This is a genomic window from Polynucleobacter sp. TUM22923, assembly GCF_030295705.1.
GTDB lineage: Bacteria > Pseudomonadota > Gammaproteobacteria > Burkholderiales > Burkholderiaceae > Polynucleobacter.
Genome location: NZ_AP027274.1, coordinates 177,337 through 193,209 on the forward strand (window position 1 = coordinate 177,337; position 15,873 = coordinate 193,209).

Annotated in this window: 16 protein-coding genes and 1 pseudogene; 11 read left to right on the forward strand and 6 right to left on the reverse strand. The window is 46.5% G+C overall.

Annotated elements, in window-relative coordinates; translation table 11 throughout:
* Positions 1 to 96: 96 nt before the first annotated feature.
* Positions 97 to 609, forward strand: a complete 513-nt coding sequence (locus QUD86_RS00970) for a methylated-DNA--[protein]-cysteine S-methyltransferase (RefSeq protein WP_286297384.1) — start codon at positions 97 to 99, stop codon at positions 607 to 609.
* Here the strand turns inward: QUD86_RS00970 and QUD86_RS00975 are convergent.
* Positions 606 to 1,556: a phytoene/squalene synthase family protein gene (locus QUD86_RS00975; RefSeq protein ID WP_286297385.1), complete on the reverse strand. Its 951-nt coding sequence runs from the start codon at positions 1,554 to 1,556 to the stop codon at positions 606 to 608. The genes QUD86_RS00970 and QUD86_RS00975 overlap by 4 nt on opposite strands.
* Before the next feature lie 140 nt (positions 1,557 to 1,696).
* Here QUD86_RS00975 and QUD86_RS00980 point away from each other — a divergent pair, with 140 nt between their 5' ends.
* Together QUD86_RS00980 and QUD86_RS00985 are read left to right on the forward strand one after the other, a co-directional pair.
* Positions 1,697 to 3,112 carry a high affinity choline transporter 1 gene (locus tag QUD86_RS00980; RefSeq protein ID WP_286297386.1) on the forward strand — a complete coding sequence of 472 codons (1,416 nt, stop codon included), beginning with the start codon at positions 1,697 to 1,699 and terminating at the stop codon, positions 3,110 to 3,112.
* Between the two features lie 117 nt (positions 3,113 to 3,229).
* Positions 3,230 to 4,249 (forward strand): 2-dehydropantoate 2-reductase, encoded by a 1,020-nt coding sequence (locus QUD86_RS00985; RefSeq protein WP_286297388.1) that lies wholly within the window; start codon positions 3,230 to 3,232, stop codon positions 4,247 to 4,249.
* A 78-nt stretch (positions 4,250 to 4,327) separates the two neighbouring features.
* On the opposite strand, the gene QUD86_RS00990 is transcribed toward QUD86_RS00985, so the two are convergent.
* Positions 4,328 to 5,095, reverse strand: coding sequence for a fumarylacetoacetate hydrolase family protein (locus tag QUD86_RS00990; RefSeq protein WP_286297389.1), 768 nt, complete (start codon positions 5,093 to 5,095; stop codon positions 4,328 to 4,330).
* Between the two features lie 56 nt (positions 5,096 to 5,151).
* Here QUD86_RS00990 and QUD86_RS00995 point away from each other — a divergent pair, with 56 nt between their 5' ends.
* Entirely contained in the window at positions 5,152 to 6,087 is a 936-nt protein-coding gene (locus tag QUD86_RS00995) for a hypothetical protein (RefSeq protein WP_286297390.1), read from the forward strand.
* On the opposite strand, the gene QUD86_RS01000 is transcribed toward QUD86_RS00995, so the two are convergent.
* The gene (locus QUD86_RS01000) at positions 6,084 to 7,088 is read right to left on the reverse strand and encodes a polyprenyl synthetase family protein (RefSeq protein WP_286297391.1); all 1,005 of its coding nucleotides are present in this window, start codon (positions 7,086 to 7,088) and stop codon (positions 6,084 to 6,086) included. The genes QUD86_RS00995 and QUD86_RS01000 overlap by 4 nt on opposite strands.
* Before the next feature lie 75 nt (positions 7,089 to 7,163).
* Between QUD86_RS01000 and rplU the strand changes: the two genes are divergently transcribed.
* The 4 genes and pseudogenes from rplU to proB form a co-directional block, all read left to right on the forward strand.
* The gene (gene rplU / locus QUD86_RS01005; protein ID WP_100379367.1) at positions 7,164 to 7,475 is read left to right on the forward strand and encodes a 50S ribosomal protein L21; all 312 of its coding nucleotides are present in this window, start codon (positions 7,164 to 7,166) and stop codon (positions 7,473 to 7,475) included.
* A 32-nt stretch (positions 7,476 to 7,507) separates the two neighbouring features.
* Complete coding sequence (gene rpmA, locus QUD86_RS01010; protein WP_100379366.1) at positions 7,508 to 7,765, forward strand: 50S ribosomal protein L27; 258 nt, start codon at positions 7,508 to 7,510, stop codon at positions 7,763 to 7,765.
* A gap of 89 nt (positions 7,766 to 7,854) precedes the next feature.
* Positions 7,855 to 8,943, forward strand: coding sequence for a GTPase ObgE (obgE, locus tag QUD86_RS01015; protein ID WP_100379365.1), 1,089 nt, complete (start codon positions 7,855 to 7,857; stop codon positions 8,941 to 8,943).
* A gap of 28 nt (positions 8,944 to 8,971) precedes the next feature.
* A pseudogene (gene proB / locus QUD86_RS01020) lies at positions 8,972 to 9,748 on the forward strand (glutamate 5-kinase); the annotation flags it as partial.
* Positions 9,749 to 9,796: 48 nt separating this feature from the next.
* On the opposite strand, the gene QUD86_RS01025 reads toward proB, so the two are convergent.
* Together QUD86_RS01025 and QUD86_RS01030 are read right to left on the reverse strand one after the other, a co-directional pair.
* Positions 9,797 to 10,366 (reverse strand): CNP1-like family protein, encoded by a 570-nt coding sequence (locus QUD86_RS01025; RefSeq protein WP_286297393.1) that lies wholly within the window; start codon positions 10,364 to 10,366, stop codon positions 9,797 to 9,799.
* Positions 10,363 to 10,959 (reverse strand): RNA pyrophosphohydrolase, encoded by a 597-nt coding sequence (locus tag QUD86_RS01030; protein WP_286297395.1) that lies wholly within the window; start codon positions 10,957 to 10,959, stop codon positions 10,363 to 10,365. Before QUD86_RS01030 ends, QUD86_RS01025 begins: the two co-directional genes overlap by 4 nt.
* A gap of 48 nt (positions 10,960 to 11,007) precedes the next feature.
* Here QUD86_RS01030 and QUD86_RS01035 point away from each other — a divergent pair, with 48 nt between their 5' ends.
* The gene (locus QUD86_RS01035; RefSeq protein WP_286297397.1) at positions 11,008 to 12,750 is read left to right on the forward strand and encodes a proline--tRNA ligase; all 1,743 of its coding nucleotides are present in this window, start codon (positions 11,008 to 11,010) and stop codon (positions 12,748 to 12,750) included.
* 11 nt (positions 12,751 to 12,761) lie between these two features.
* Here the strand turns inward: QUD86_RS01035 and ffh are convergent, their stop codons facing one another.
* Entirely contained in the window at positions 12,762 to 14,144 is a 1,383-nt protein-coding gene (gene ffh, locus QUD86_RS01040; protein WP_286297398.1) for a signal recognition particle protein, read from the reverse strand.
* A gap of 80 nt (positions 14,145 to 14,224) precedes the next feature.
* Here ffh and QUD86_RS01045 point away from each other — a divergent pair, with 80 nt between their 5' ends.
* Positions 14,225 to 15,013: a cytochrome C assembly family protein gene (locus tag QUD86_RS01045; protein ID WP_286297399.1), complete on the forward strand. Its 789-nt coding sequence runs from the start codon at positions 14,225 to 14,227 to the stop codon at positions 15,011 to 15,013.
* Between the two features lie 4 nt (positions 15,014 to 15,017).
* Complete coding sequence (gene ampD / locus QUD86_RS01050; RefSeq protein ID WP_286297401.1) at positions 15,018 to 15,833, forward strand: 1,6-anhydro-N-acetylmuramyl-L-alanine amidase AmpD; 816 nt, start codon at positions 15,018 to 15,020, stop codon at positions 15,831 to 15,833.
* The last annotated feature ends 40 nt before the right edge of the window (positions 15,834 to 15,873 follow it).

The following is a 15,873-nucleotide window of genomic DNA, read 5'->3' on the forward strand; positions in this document are numbered from 1 at the left end:
AAGGAGGATTCAATATAGCAAAGTGTGGTTTCACTAGCTATAGGCAGATTAGAAAACTGGGTTCATGCGGACTGAGATGTATGTCAGAATCGTCGCATGACTGACATCAAACTGATCTCCACCCCCCAATCAGTTGAATATTGCATCATTGAAGCCCCTTTTGCTTGCTTGGGTCTTCAGACTGAACTAGTGGAGGGGAGCCTGATGATCTCTAAAATAGACTACCTCCCCCTGGGAAGCGTCGGTCTTTCGCCTGGCAATGCATTGGCGAAGGTGTTTGTAAAACAGTGTGCCCGGTACTTTATTGATGCGGCAGCTATATTTGATTTGCCCTTAAAGCCTACTGGAACTGTGCACCAACAAAAAGTATGGGGCGCTATTTCAGGAATCAAGACTGGCAATACTACAAGTTATGGGGCGATTGCAAAGGGCATTCAAAGTGGGCCTCGGGCTGTGGGATCGGCTTGCGGAGCCAATCCTTATCCATTAGTGATCCCCTGTCATCGAGTAGTGTCGACTCAGGGTATTGGCGGATTTATGGGGGAAGATAATCCTGGTTTTTATCGCCAAATTAAAGTTTGGCTACTAAAGCATGAGGGCGCTATTTAAGGCTGTCTCAGCCTACGAGAAGCAACAAAATAGAACGCCTTTACTAAGTAATCACTCGTTGCAGCGACCTTTGTAAAGGCATAAAAAATCCATACGGTATTTCGGGAGAGCTTTACGCTTGATGAATTGAACATTGCCGATCTATCAGCAATTTTTCCTAAGGTCATTACCGCAAGACCAAAAGCAAGGAAGCAGAAGCGCCTCATACCAGCCTCATTTTTTGGGATCAGGAGAATATATTTTAAGGAGTCTGCTAATTTATCGGTAGCGATTTGGAGGAGGTCTGACTGATTCAGTCGTGCGGGCTTCCAGTTCACGCCGCGCGCCTGGTCCTCTGGGGAGTCCTTGAGGATATTGGTCATTTGTAAGGCCTGTCCAAATCCAATAGCTAATGCTTCATGTCCTTTAATGCGCCTGTCAAATACTGGCGAATAGGAAGCGAAAAGTGTTGTGAGGAGTTCTCCAACTACTCCGGCAACGACGTAGCAATAGTCTTCAAATTCAGCTAAGTCTTTGAGGCCATCCTTATTTTGTCGATGATGAAAGCGAGTCATCCCATCCGACATGATAGAAACGCAACGACTAATGGCTGCTTGGTTAGCTTGGGGAAAAGTATGAAAGATGCGTAAAACAGTTGGGATGTGAGCAATTAAATCAAGCTCATCTGTATTGGAGTGATTTTTTAGTGCATACAAACAGGGGGCAACAAAGGACTCAGCGGGGGCAGCTCCTAAAACAGAGTCTAAAAATAACTTAGATAGGGTTTGTTTTTCAGTCGGAGTGAGTTCTACCGCATCTTCAATGGTATCGACGATGCGGCACAGTAAATAGGTATTTCCGACCACCACTTCCATTTCTGGTGGGAGCAGGGGAATGGTGAGAGCAAAAGTGCGCGAAACAGAGCCTAAGATGGCTTTTTGATAAGCCAAATCTTCTTGGGGGTTCACTGATAAATGCACTCATGAATTATCTCAGACAGCCATAGCCGGATTGATCTCTTCGGTATTAGATGGCATCAGACGGCATTAGATGACATAAGTGACAAAGCCATATAATTTGACAAAATTCCTTGAGGAGACATAAGGCGATGTTGATTTGGTTTGTCATCATCTATTGGGTGATATCGGTAGGCATCGGTCTGTGGGCAGCTCTACGGGTTAAAAATACCGCTGACTTTGCAGCAGCAGGACATAGCCTGCCCCTGCCAGTGGTGACCGCTACCGTGTTTGCCACTTGGTTTGGTTCTGAGGCTGTTCTCGGTATTCCCGCAACCTTTTTAAAGGAAGGGCTAGGAGGGATTGTTTCCGATCCCTTTGGTTCTTCTTTGTGCTTAATACTGGTGGGTCTCTTTTTTGCCCGTCATCTCTATAACCGCCGAATGCTAACAATTGGCGATTTTTTCAGGGAAAAATATGGGCGTACCGTTGAGGTTTTAGTCACGCTGTGTATTGTGGTGTCCTATTTAGGGTGGGTTGCAGCGCAGATTAAGGCCCTAGGCTTGGTTTTTAGTGTGGTGTCCGACGGCAGTATTTCCCAAACTGGCGGTATGTTGATCGGTGCTGGTAGTGTATTGATCTATACCTTGTTTGGAGGCATGTGGTCGGTAGCGATTACAGACTTTATTCAGATGATCATCATTGTGATTGGCATGCTGTACATCGGTGGTGAAATCACCTCTCAAACGGGTGGAATTAGCGTGGTGATTGAGCATGCAGCTGCCGCCGGTCAATTCTCAAACTTTTGGCCTGATATGAATCTCGCCTCTATCCTGGGTTTTACTGCTGCCTTATGCACCATGATGTTGGGATCCATTCCACAGCAGGATGTATTTCAGAGGATTACTTCATCTAAGAACGCCAATATTGCAGTGCAGGCTGCATTATTGGGAGGGGTGATGTATTTCATTTTTGCTTTTGTCCCTCTCTACCTAGCCTATGCGGCCACTATTATTAGTCCGGATCTAGTGAAGCAATATCTCAATACTGATCCTCAAATGATTTTGCCTAAGTTGATCTTGAATCATGCGCCCATGATTGCCCAAGTGATGTTTTTTGGAGCACTTCTTTCTGCAATTAAGAGTTGTGCAAGCGCTACCCTGCTGGCGCCATCGGTAACCTTTGCGGAAAATATCGTTAGAGGGTTCTTTAAGCATTTATCTGATCAAGACTTACTCAAGGTGATGAGAATGACTGTTTTGTGTTTTACAGTTGTCGTTACCTTTTTTGCCATTAATTCTGAATTATCGATATTCAAGATGGTTGAGAACGCCTATAAGGTCACCTTGGTTGCCGCTTTTGTTCCGCTTGCTTTTGGTGTGTACTGGTCTAGGGCGAACTCTTTAGGGGGTTTGCTATCAGTCGTATGCGGCCTGACTGTGTGGATAAGTTGCGAAACGTTAGCACCGCATGCCATCCTTCCCCCTCAATTAGCCGGTTTGTTTGCCAGTATTGTTGGCATGCTTTTAGGCGGATTGGTGCCCAGGGGTCGATTGAGCCCAATTTAACTAGTAATTGTTAAGACTAAGTAAAATTTAATAGTAGTTGCGGCACCTCATTGCGTAGCACATTATTCTCATCTAATATGACTTCAATTCAATATTTTTTCTTCTGATGGAGTTTTTATGAAAATTTGTGTAATCGGTGGAGGTGGTGCTATTGGCGGCTATCTTGCAGTGATGCTGGCGCGAGCGGGCAATGAGGTGACTGTAGTTGCCCGTGGCGCTACGCTAGCGGCAATTAAAGAACGTGGCCTTGCTTTAATTATGGCTGACCAACCTGCACCCTTAGTTGCCCAAGTAAAAGCCGTTGAAAAAATTGCTGATGTAGAGACACCTGATGTCATTATTTTGGCTGTTAAAGCGCATCAAGTTGAACCGATCATTCATGATCTCGCTTCAATCATGGGCCCAGATACCATTTTGATCCCGATGCAAAATGGGATTCCATGGTGGTACTTTCAAAAGCTAGAGGGAGATTATCCAGATCACTCAGTAGAAACAGTAGATGCTGGTGGTGTTGCTAAAAAAGCCATCAATCCAAACAATATTATTGGGTGTGTTGTTTACCCGGCTACTTTTACTCAGGCTCCGGGAGTGATTCGCCACGTTGAAGGCAATCGATTTCCTTTGGGTGAGTTAGATGGTGTAGTTACGGACCGTATTCAGAAGATCTCTGACATGATGACTGCTGCGGGATTTAAGTCACCGATCTTGGAAGATATTCGTTCTGAGATTTGGTTGAAGCTATGGGGAAATATGACCTTCAATCCAATCAGCTCATTAACTCATGGAACCTTAGAAGGTATTTGCCAAAACCCATTAACGAAAGAGTTGGCACGTAGCATGATGGCCGAGGCACAAACTATCGCAGAAAAGTTAGGCGTTACCTTCCGAGTTGATATTGATCGCCGTATTGCTGGCGCAGAAAAAGTAGGTAAACATAAGACTTCGATGCTGCAAGATTTGGAGGCCGGTCGCAGCTTAGAGGTAGATGCCTTACTAGGTTCAGTCATTGAGTTGGGCAACATTACTGAGACACCTACCCCTTGTTTAAGCACGGTGTTCGCACTCACTAAATACCTGGATGACAACGTACAGGCTTCAAAAGGAAGTTTGGCTTTACCGTCAGTATCGGGATATTAAAAAATATTGTCTGCAACAAAAAGCCTCACCCTATTTCTGGGGTGAAGCTTTATTTTTTAAGGCAGATACGCAGTAGACTTACTCGAATACATTATCTAATTGACCGACGCCATCAATGATGATGCTGACCTTGCTGCCTGGCTTCATGGAGCCAACACCCACAGAGGTGCCGCAGGCAATAATGTCGCCTGGTAGCAGTGGTATGTCCTGTGAAATGAGGCTAACTAATTGTGCCGGTGAAAAAATCATATCGGCAATGGGATAATTTTGACGCTCCTGATCATTTAATATTGTTTTAACCGTCAGCTTGCTTGGATCGATATCAGTTGTGATGTAGGGTCCAAACACGCCAAACGTATTGAAACTTTTTGCACGTGTCCACTGGGCGTATCCTGGATCGCGATTCAGAATTTCAATAGCGGTGACATCGTTAATACAGGTGTAGCCAAAAATGGCTCTTGCAGCTTCTGCCTCATTCATTTGGTGGCAGTCTTTGCCGATGACGATTCCTAATTCGCCTTCATAGACTACTTTTCCTGAGTATGAGTCAGGCGTACGAATCGTTTGATTTGCGGCTAAAAATGAGTTGTTGCCCTTAAGAAAGTAGAGGGGTTCCGTAGGTACTGTATGCGCAAGCTTGGCTACTAAGGCATGAAAGTTATCCACCATTGCCACCATCTTGGAGGGAGTGCAGGGAATATCGATCGTGACATCCGTCAGTTTGATGGTTTCTCCAGTGGCCTGTGGATTTTGAAAGAGGTCACCTTCATAGACGGCAATCTGTTCCCCTTGCATTTGTCCAAGGCCAGGTTTACCTTGGTATTGAAATCTAAGCCATTGAGCCATAATCATTTCTCTTGGTAGTTAATATTGATGAAGCATTATCTTACAGAGTTAGAGCTATGAATCAACCCACTGAATTAACATTTGCACCTGAATTTGATCAGCCGATTCGATATATAGAGCGTACGCGGAGTTATTACCTTGGCCTCGGATACGACACACCGTATGTATGGGCGCACTATGGGGACGTTCCCTTTACCGCTTTAAAGAAGCCATTAAGCCAATCCGTTGTGGGATTGGTGACCACTGCCGTCCCGTTTGATGCTAGCAAAGGGCCACAAGGAAGTGGGGCGCCATACAACGCAGCAGCAAAATTTTATGAGCCATATGGTTTGCCGATGGTTGGTGAGATAGATCTGCGTATTGCGCATGTCGGTATCGATAGAAAAAATGCCGATATGGCAGACATGCAATGCTGGCTTCCGCTTAATGCTGCTATGCAAGAAGTAAATAATGGCCGCATTCAGTCACTATCAAGAAATGTTTATGGGCTACCCACCAACCGGAGTCAGCGACATACATTGGAAGTCGATGCCCCATTGATTTTGAAGATGCTGCGTGCGGACCAAGTCGATGTAGCTGTATTAATTCCGAACTGTCCTATTTGTCATCAAAGCCAAAGTTTATTGGCACGTTATTTGGAGGAGGCGGGAATCCCAACGGTAGTCATGGGATCGGCAAAAGATATCGTGGAGTATTGCGGCGTGCCGCGCTTGTTATTTAGCGATTTTCCTCTGGGAAATGCTGCAGGTTTACCTAATAATCCTCAAGCGCAATCAGCTAACTTTGCTTTAGCATTGCGTGTCTTGGAAAGCGCTCCTGGACCCCGCACCACCGTGCAGTCACCGCTGATTTGGTCAAAAGATCCTCATTGGAAATTAGACTACTCCAATCTTGAAAAGCTTTCTGCGCTTGAGCTTGCCCGATTGCGTGAAGAGGTCGAGTGCGCTAGAGAGACAGCGCGAGAGCTGAGAATGAAAAGTGTTGGAGTTTAGGTCTGTCTTGCCAGGGAATATTCGCAAAGAGCCCGTAATGCGGTAGTAGCTTCGTTTTGTGGAAAATCCGCAATGTACTCCAACGCTAGATCGATCTCTCTTTTTGCGGTGGCATGGGTATATTCCAAAGCGCCTGAATGTTGGACCGCATTAAGAATCTGCGCAAATACATCTTCTGGGAGATCTTGATTTTGTTCAATAGCTTCGCGTACTAGTAAACGTTCTTCCGGGCTACCGTTCTCTAAAAGGTAAATCAATGGAAGCGTAGGCTTGCCTTCACGTAAATCATCCCCAGCATTTTTTCCCATCTGGGCTGCATCTGCGGTGTAATCCAGCAGATCGTCCATTAATTGAAAGGCGGTTCCAATATGCCTACCGAATGCTGCGGATTGTTCCCGTTGTTTGGCATCGGCGCCAGCCAAAATAGCACCAAGCTCAGCGGAAGCCTCGAATAACTTGGCTGTTTTAAAGCGGATTACGCGAAGATAGCTATCTTCATCTACCTCTGGATCATTCATATTGAGGAGTTGTAAGACCTCCCCCTCAGCAATCGTATTGGTGGCGTCAGAAAGGATTTCCATGATTCGGGGGTCATTTGGCCCCACCATCATCTGAAAAGCTCTTGAATAGAGAAAGTCACCCACGAGCACGCTGGCAGCGTTACCAAATGCAGCATTGGCCGTCTCACGCCCCCTTCTGAGGGTAGATTCATCCACGACATCATCATGCAGCAGGGTGGCTGTGTGAATGAATTCGACTACAGCTGCCAATTCCAGTGCGTGGGGGTTTTCCTGACCAGGGGCTAGGGCCTTGCTGACCAGCAGGAGTAAGGCTGGCCTGATCCGTTTCCCCCCTGCCTGGATGATATAAGCCGAGATTTGGTCTATCAGGGCGACTTTAGACGCTAGGCGTAGGCGAATAACATCGTCTAAACCCTTGAAATCTAAGGAAATTGGGGTCAAAATTTGACTTAATTGATGGGTTTTGACAGTGCTCGTCATGCAAGATATAATAATCGGCTTAGCTCATCCAGGGTGGATTAGCTTAAATGTAGATATTAATTAAGGTTTCAAACCATGTACGCGGTCATAAAAACCGGTGGCAAACAATATAAAGTTGCTGCTGGTGAAAAATTGAAAATAGAACAGATACCAGCGGAAATCGGCAGCGAAATTACTCTTGATCAGGTCCTCGCCGTAGGCGAAGGCGCTTCACTCAAATTGGGTGATCCATTGGTTAATGGTGCAGCTGTGATAGCCACTGTCGTCTCCCAGGGACGTCACGATAAAGTGACAATCTTTAAGATGCGCCGTCGCAAGCACTATCAAAAGCACCAAGGCCATCGTCAGAATTACACAGAAATTCTGATTAACACCATCAAAGCTTAATTTAGGCTAACGGCGAATAGCAGGAGAAAAATATGGCACAGAAAAAAGGCGGCGGCTCGACGCGAAATGGTCGCGATTCAGAATCGAAACGTTTAGGCGTTAAGGTTTTTGGCGGCGAGCATATTAATGCTGGCAGCATCATTATTCGTCAACGTGGAACACGGGTTCATCCTGGTGCAAACGTTGGCATTGGAAAAGATCACACTTTATTTGCATTAATTGAAGGTAAAGTGGAATTTGGCGTTAAGGGTGCTTTGAAGAAGGCCCAGGTTTCAGTTTTGCCTCTGTAATTAGGCGCCTGACTGAGATTCGTTTTATTCCGATTTATCCGAATTTAACTCTTAGGAACAGGCCTCGCTAAGCGAGGCCTTTTTTATTCATGAAATTTATTGACGAAGCACGTATTGAAGTGATTGCTGGCCAAGGTGGCGCCGGAAGCGCCTCTATGCGCCGCGAAAAGTTTATCGAATTCGGTGGGCCTGATGGTGGCGATGGCGGCAAGGGCGGAAGCGTCTGGGCTACGGCTGATCGCAATATCAACACGCTGATCGACTATCGCTACGCTAAAACCCACACTGCAAAAAATGGGGAACCTGGCCGTGGTGCCGATTGCTATGGTCGCGCAGGTGATGACATTGAATTGCGGATGCCAGTAGGCACCATCATTGCTGACTACGACACAGGTGAACCCATTGCTGATTTAACTACCCACGGTGAGCGTCTCTGCTTAGCTCAAGGTGGCGTTGGTGGCTGGGGAAATATTCACTTTAAAAGTAGTACTAACCGAGCTCCACGTCAGAAGACTAACGGTAAAGATGGCGAGCGCCGCAAACTCAAATTAGAATTGAAAGTCTTGGCTGATGTCGGGTTGTTAGGCATGCCTAATGCTGGTAAGTCCACTCTGATTACAGCGGTTTCTAATGCACGTCCCAAAATTGCTGATTACCCATTTACTACCTTACATCCTAATTTAGGCGTAGTGCGAGTAGGTAGTGAGCGCAGTTTTGTCATTGCAGATATTCCTGGCTTGATTGAAGGTGCTGCAGAGGGCGCTGGTTTGGGACATCGATTCTTAAGGCATTTGCAACGCACTGGTGTGCTCTTGCATCTGGTGGACGTGGCACCTTTCGATGACAATATTGACCCCGTAGCAGATGCCAAAGCGATTGTGAATGAGTTGCGTAAGTACGACGAGGCACTTGTTGAGAAACCCCGTTGGTTGGTTCTGAATAAAGTCGACATGATTCCTGAAGAGGATCGTGCGAAGGTAGTGGCTAACTTTATTAAAAAGTTTAAGTGGACTGGCCCTGTATTTGAGATTTCTGCTTTAACGGGATTGGGTTGCGATAAGCTTTGCTATGCCTTGCAAGATTATTTAGATTCTGTTCGAAAAGATCGGGACGATGCAGATGAGCGTGCTGCAGATCCTCGCTATCAAGATCATCCAGAAGACAAAACCCCAGATTAATTAGTTTTATTTGAAATTCACATTCAATATGGATATTCAGAAACCCCAGCGGATTGTTGTCAAAGTCGGATCAAGCCTCGTCACTAATAATGGCGAGGGTTTGGATCATGCTGCCATAGCGAAATGGGCTGAACAAATAGCGACATTATTGGGCGCGGGTCACGAAGTCTTAATGGTGAGCTCTGGGGCAATCGCTGAAGGAATGCAGCGATTGGGTTGGACTAAGCGCCCACAAGACATTCATCAATTACAAGCAGCTGCGGCTGTCGGCCAGATGGGTCTGGTTCAGGTGTACGAAAGCTGCTTTGCGCGGTTTAATTTACGAAGCGCACAGGTTTTATTAACCAATGCCGATTTAGCCGATGCAGAACGCAACGCAAATGCAAAGGCCACTCTGGAGACTTTGCTTGAGTTGGGTGTGGTTCCCATCATCAACGAAAATGACACCGTTGTTACGGATGAAATCAAGTTTGGTGACAACGATAGCTTAGCTGCACTAGTAACGAATTTAGTGCACGCCGATCTACTCGTGATTTTGACGGATCAAGGTGGATTGTTTACTGCCGATCCACGTCAAGATGCTAGTGCTACTTTGCTAAACACAGCGGTAGCGGGAGATCCTGCTTTAGAAAAAATGGCCGGTGGCGCTGCTAGTGAACTGAGTAAAGGCGGCATGCTAACCAAGGTACTTGCTGCAAAAGTAGCAGCACAAACAGGCGCCTCTACCGTGATCGCTTCTGGTCATGAAACACAGGTACTCACCCGCTTAATTAACGGTGAAAAAATGGGCACTCGCCTTACCGCAGCTTAAGCACTGCTTTACAAATAGCTAAGTGGTTTTTTCTTCAATGAATTAATTCACTACTCCAAAAGAATTCGTCGGTTTTGTTTGACCTGTAAAGCCATTCGGATTGAGCGATTTGACGATTGATTTCAGGTCTTTCTCTTGGGTATTAAAACTACAAAAAGCGCCCTGAGCCAATGCGGCTTGATACCGATTAGGGGTGTGGTCTTTAATGGGCAACCAAGTGCTCAGTGGATTTTCTTGCCATTTGTTGTTATCGAATGTGCCATATAAGCGCCACTGAAAAGAATCACAGCGGATGCCCTCATATTGGGTCTGGGTGTTTCCGTTCGGGCTGGTTAGCACAACCGTATATCGAGTAATGCCGTCTGCACCAATGAGAATCGAGTCGGTATCTACTGCAAACTTAAAAACCGTTTGCTGAGAAACGTAAAATGGCTGCAGGCTCGCTTTATTGGGTGGGTTCAAGGGCATAGCCGTGCTCCCTTCCTTAAAAATCATCGGCGCAAAAGGATCGACCCCACTTTCTAGCGGGTCACCGGCGCAGCCCGCTAAAGCGGTACACAACGCTAAGCCAAAAGAATACAGAGCAATGCGGTCAAAATAATGTGTTGTCATGGCTTATCGGTCGGTTTTGTATCATTGGATTGATTGGCTTCGTCTGCATAAAAAGATTGAAACAAGTCTAGTGGCGAGCCCCAAGCCAGCTGTTGCATCCGAATACCTTTGGAAAGGTATCTTGCCAGCTCAGAAAGGGCTAATTGATAAACCTCGCGCTTGAAATCAATCACGCTATCGAGTTGAATCCAAAAAGGAACCCAGCGCCATGAATCGAATTCGGGATGCTCGGAGGCATTCAGGTCAATATTATGGTCTTGACCCACTAAGCGCAATAAAAACCAAATTTGTTTTTGACCGCGGTAGTTCACGCGATGGGCTCTGCTGGTGTGTTGGCGGCGTAAAAGCTCCTCAGGGACTTCGTAACGAAGCCAATCCTTTGTTCGCCCAATGATTTGGACGTGTTCTGGCAGCAAACCCACTTCCTCTTGCAATTCGCGATACATGGCTTGTTCAGGGCTTTCACCATGCTGAATTCCGCCTTGCGGGAACTGCCACGAATGCTGCCCAACGCGTTTTCCCCAGAAAACCTCGTTTAGGTCGTTGAGGAGGACTATGCCGACATTGGGTCGATATCCTTCACGGTCAAGCATGATCGCGTCTCAAATCCTTTAAAATCAATGATTTGATTATATCCATACATGAAAGCATCACAGTCATTCCTCGCCACACTTAAAGAAGCCCCTTCGGACGCTGAGGTGGTTTCGCACAAGCTGATGGTGCGCGCCGGCCTAATCCGTAAGCTTAATGCTGGTATTTATAATTACTTGCCGCTAGGGTTAAAGGTCATTCGTAAGGTCGAAAGCATTATTCGTGACGAAATGAATCGTGCTGGTGCGATCGAGTTATTGATGCCTATGATTCAGCCTGCTGAGCTATGGCAAGAAACCGGTCGTTGGGAAGAGATGGGGCCGGAGTTACTCCGCATCAAGGATCGTCATGACCGCGATTTTCTTATTCAGCCTACCTCTGAAGAAGTGGTGACGGATTTAGCGCGTAACGAAATCAAAAGCTATAAGCAACTCCCAGTTAATTTTTACCAAATCCAAACCAAGTTCCGAGATGAGCGCCGTCCTCGATTCGGCATTATGCGTGGTCGTGAGTTTAGTATGAAAGATGCTTATTCCTTTGATCGTGATACCGAAGGATTAAAGAAGTCTTATCAAATCATGTTTGATGCATACACCCGTATTTTTACTCGGATGGGTTTGAAGTTTCGCGCAGTTACTGCGGATAACGGCGCTATTGGCGGGTCTGGTAGTCAGGAGTTTCACGTCATTGCCGATATTGGTGAAGATGCAATTGTGTATTGCCCGAACTCAGATTACGCAGCCAATCTCGAGGCGGCAGAATCGCTTTCCTTGTTAGCGGTGCGCGCCGATGCTACGAAAGATATGACAAAAATTGCGACGCCAGATCAAACCCATTGCGCTGACGTTGCAAAATTCTTAGGATTGCCACTTGAGCAAACAGTGAAGTCATTGCTATTTGCTGCAGAGCAAACAGAGGGTGAAGCCGCCTTATTTATGCTGTTGATTCGGGGAGATCACGAGTTAAATGAAATTAAGGCGAGCAAGATTCCCGGTATGGCGCAATCGCGCTTTGCAACCGAGGCAGAAATTAAACTTGCATGCAATTCACTGGCAGGTTATTTAGGCCCGGTCGGTATTGCTCCGTCTGTCACGATCGTTGCAGACCATACTGTTGCCCATATGGCTGATTTTGTTTGCGGTGCGAACGAGTCTGGATACCACTTGACTGGGGTGAACTGGGGTCGAGACTTACCAGAGCCTATGGTTATGGATCTTCGTAACGCGGTGGTAGGCGATCCCTCTCCTGACGGCAAGGGTGCGGTAGATATTTGTCGCGGTATTGAGGTTGGGCATGTGTTTCAGCTAGGCACTCGTTACTCTGAAGCGATGGGTTGTACCTATTTAGACCAACAGGGCAAAGCGCAACCGATGGTAATGGGTTGCTATGGTATCGGCGTAACGCGTTTGCTAGGGGCTGCTATTGAGCAAGGCAATGATGAGCGCGGCATTGTTTGGCCGATTTCAATGGCTCCATTTGAAGTGGTGATCTGCCCAATGGGCTACGATAAGTCAGAGGCTGTGCGTTCTGCCGTAGATCAATTGCATGGTGAATTAGTCGCCGCTGGAATCGATGTAGTTCTGGATGATCGTGGCGAGAGACCGGGTGTCATGTTCGCTGATTGGGAATTGATCGGAGTGCCATTCAGGGTGGTTATCGGCGACCGTGGCTTGGCAGATTCTCAGGCGGAATTTAAGGGGCGTACGGATGCAGAATCCCAAAATATTCCACTGTCAGAGATTAAGGAGAAAGTTATTGCAGCAGTACAGACTGCAAAGCAATTGATTGCTTGATTACTTCTGAATTACTTCTTAAACAAGCCGCCAAGTCCTTTGGCGGCTCCTTTTGCAGCCATCGACGCCATCGTGCGTGCCATCTTGCCACCTTTAAACTGTTTCATCATCGTTTGCATTTGATCAAACTGCGCTAGTAGGCGGTTGACTTCTTGTACTTGAACACCGGCACCGGCAGCAATGCGGCGTTTACGGCTGGCTTTCAGTAATTCGGGCTTCATGCGTTCGCGTGGGGTCATGCTATCGATGATGCCGCGCATCCGCTGTGTTTGCTTATCGGCAACACTCAGATTAGTTTTAGAGGCTGCTTGTGCCATATGACTTGGCAATTTATCCATCAAGCTGGCCATGCCGCCCATTTTTTGCATTTGAGATAGTTGATCTCTGAAGTCACCTAAATCAAATCCGCCCTTGGCAATTTTGCCGGCTAACTTTTCTGCTTTGGCAACATCAACGTTTTGTTGAGCTTGTTCAACAAGCGCCAGAATGTCACCCATGCCCAAAATACGGTTAGCCATACGATCAGCATCAAATGCCTCAAGGCCATCCATTTTTTCGGCGACACCAATAAATTTAAGTGGCACCCCAGTGATTTGACGTACTGATAATGCGGCGCCTCCACGAGCATCACCATCTAGCTTGGTTAAGATCACGCCAGTGAGTGGAAGAGCTTCATGAAATGCTTTGGCTGTGTTGACAGCATCCTGCCCCAACATGGCATCAACTACAAATAGGGTCTCAATAGGATTTAGGCTGGTATGCAGAGTATTGATTTCTTGCATTAATGCTTCATCGATACCCAGGCGTCCAGCCGTATCGACTAATAAAACATCAAAATAATGACGTCGCGCCCAATCTAAGGCGGCAAGTGCTATTGCATTTGGCGTTTGATTGATATTGCTCGGAAAAAACTCAGCACCTACTTGTTTGGTGACCATCTCTAACTGCTCAATCGCTGCTGGGCGGTAGACGTCACAGGAGACTGTTAAAACCTTCTTTTTCTTCTTCTCTTGTAGGTACTTAGCTAGCTTGCCGACTGAAGTCGTTTTACCCGCACCTTGGAGGCCCGCCATCAGTATGACTGCCGGTGGTTGGGTCGCTAAATTGAGCTCCCCAGCTTGTGCGCCATCGCCACGCATGACTTGGGCAAGTTCGCGCTGGACTACTCCCACTAAAGCTTGGCCTGGACTAAGGCTGCCAACAACCTCTTCACCTAGGGCTTTAAATTTGATTTGTTCGAGTAAAGATTTCACGACAGGAAGCGCTACGTCAGCCTCCAGTAAGGCAAGGCGGATCTCCCGTAACATTTCTGACGTGTTACTTTCGGTGAGGCGAGCCTCTCCACGCATTGTTTTTACAACACGAGATAGGCGATCAGTGAGGTTCTCTAGCATTTATCGATTAGACTTTCCAGATGGACATTTTAGGTTACTCGGGCAGCGGATGGCTCCCATTCACAATTTATTTGTTTCTTTTGACTTTTTTAAGTTGGAGATCCAAGGCAAAAGTCGAGCCTCCCGTATTCACTTTTCTCATTCAGGCCACCATTCTGCTGGCTTTGCTGATTCATGGTTTACAACTACATGACTCTGTTTTCACGGCACAGGGCTTTGTCTTTGGCTTTGCACAAGACCTTTCTTTAATAGCGTGGGTCGGGCTCGCGTTTTACTGGTTTCAATCTTGGTTTTTACCTATCGCCAGTTTGCGTTGGATGGTTTTATTTTTTGCGCTGCTGTGCTCCACTCTACCGTTGCTATTTTCCGGAACGATTATTTCACCTACTGCCGTCTCGGACCCCTGGTTTAAAGGGCACTTTATTGTGGCTACGATTGCGGTTGGTTTACTAACCCTGGCAGCAATGCATGCCATTTTAATGACCGTGCAAGACCGTGCCTTACATCGCCAATTAGCAATTGCCCCCAGAGGCCGCTCAGCGCATTGGCTGGAAGATCTGCCACCGTTGATGACGATGGAAAGTCTCCTATTTAATTTACTCTATGTGGGTTTTGCACTTTTAAGTCTGACGGTATTCTCAGGCCTGCTGTTCTCGCAAACCCTATTTGGCAAACCTTTGGTTTTTGATCACAAAACAATCTTTGCCTTACTTTCTTGGTTTTTATTTGGCAGTTTGTTAATTGCGCGCTGGAGTGTCGGTTTGCGAGGGCGCGTCGCCCTACGTTGGGTCCTGAGCGCCTATACGGCATTGTTACTGGCCTACGCAGGTAGTCGATTTGTTTTAGAAGTGATTCTTCACAGAGCGTGATATTTTGACTAAGTGGATTTTATTATTTGCTGGTGTGATCATTTTTTATCTATGGTTTAAAGGCAAAAATCGGGCGAAAGTCAGCGCGAACCAGGATTTAGGAGATTGCGCTCTGCAGCCTAAAAGGTCAGCTCCTGAAGCGATGGTGCAATGTCAGTACTGCCAATTGCATTTACCAAAATCAAGCGCCCTCATCAATGAAGAGCGGTATTACTGTTCTATGGGGCATCTGAATGCGATCGATGCCTCAGGTTGGCTGGGATCTGCTCTTTGGAGAGTGTCCCCAAATCAAGACGCCAGACCGGAGGGTACGAATCCTGATTTAATGGTCATTCATCACATCAGCTTGCCCCCAGGGGGCTTCGTTAAGGGCCGTTGTACTCAATTTGTGGTTGATTTTTTTCAAAATAAGCTGGATTCTGCTTTAGACCCCTACTTTGAAGAAATCGCTGATCAGACTGTTTCCAGTCACTTTTTGATTGCTCGCAGTGGCGAGATTTTTCAATTAGTGTCAACCCACAACAGGGCTTGGCATGCGGGGCTTTCATCTTTCTTGGGGCGCGAGAAGTGCAATGATTTTTCGATTGGAGTGGAATTAGAGGGTGATGGCAACCATCCTTTTGAAGAAATTCAATATTTGTCGCTAGCAACCTTATCGGGGCAATTGCAGTCAATGTACCCAAATCTTGCTTTTGCTGGACATAGTGATATCGCTCCAAATAGAAAAACAGATCCAGGCATCTCCTTCGACTGGGAAAAGTTTCGGACAAAAAGCAACATCTCATCAGAAAAATTACCCTTTGGATTGCATTCCCGCTAGTACTAATTTTTAGTACGTGAGTACTTGCTCACTTTCTTGC

Bases quoted from the DNA above. Each gene is read 5' to 3' on its own strand.
- QUD86_RS00970 (WP_286297384.1), top strand. From the start codon at position 97: ATGACTGACATCAAACTGATCTCCACCCCCCAATCAGTTGAATATTGC.
- QUD86_RS00980 (WP_286297386.1), top strand. From the start codon at position 1,697: ATGTTGATTTGGTTTGTCATCATCTATTGGGTGATATCGGTAGGCATC.
- QUD86_RS00985 (WP_286297388.1), top strand. From the start codon at position 3,230: ATGAAAATTTGTGTAATCGGTGGAGGTGGTGCTATTGGCGGCTATCTT.
- QUD86_RS00990 (WP_286297389.1), bottom strand. From the start codon at position 5,095: ATGGCTCAATGGCTTAGATTTCAATACCAAGGTAAACCTGGCCTTGGA.
- QUD86_RS00995 (WP_286297390.1), top strand. From the start codon at position 5,152: ATGAATCAACCCACTGAATTAACATTTGCACCTGAATTTGATCAGCCG.
- QUD86_RS01000 (WP_286297391.1), bottom strand. From the start codon at position 7,088: ATGACGAGCACTGTCAAAACCCATCAATTAAGTCAAATTTTGACCCCA.
- rplU (WP_100379367.1), top strand. From the start codon at position 7,164: ATGTACGCGGTCATAAAAACCGGTGGCAAACAATATAAAGTTGCTGCT.
- rpmA (WP_100379366.1), top strand. From the start codon at position 7,508: ATGGCACAGAAAAAAGGCGGCGGCTCGACGCGAAATGGTCGCGATTCA.
- obgE (WP_100379365.1), top strand. From the start codon at position 7,855: ATGAAATTTATTGACGAAGCACGTATTGAAGTGATTGCTGGCCAAGGT.
- QUD86_RS01025 (WP_286297393.1), bottom strand. From the start codon at position 10,366: ATGACAACACATTATTTTGACCGCATTGCTCTGTATTCTTTTGGCTTA.
- QUD86_RS01030 (WP_286297395.1), bottom strand. From the start codon at position 10,959: ATGCTTGACCGTGAAGGATATCGACCCAATGTCGGCATAGTCCTCCTC.
- QUD86_RS01035 (WP_286297397.1), top strand. From the start codon at position 11,008: ATGAAAGCATCACAGTCATTCCTCGCCACACTTAAAGAAGCCCCTTCG.
- ffh (WP_286297398.1), bottom strand. From the start codon at position 14,144: ATGCTAGAGAACCTCACTGATCGCCTATCTCGTGTTGTAAAAACAATG.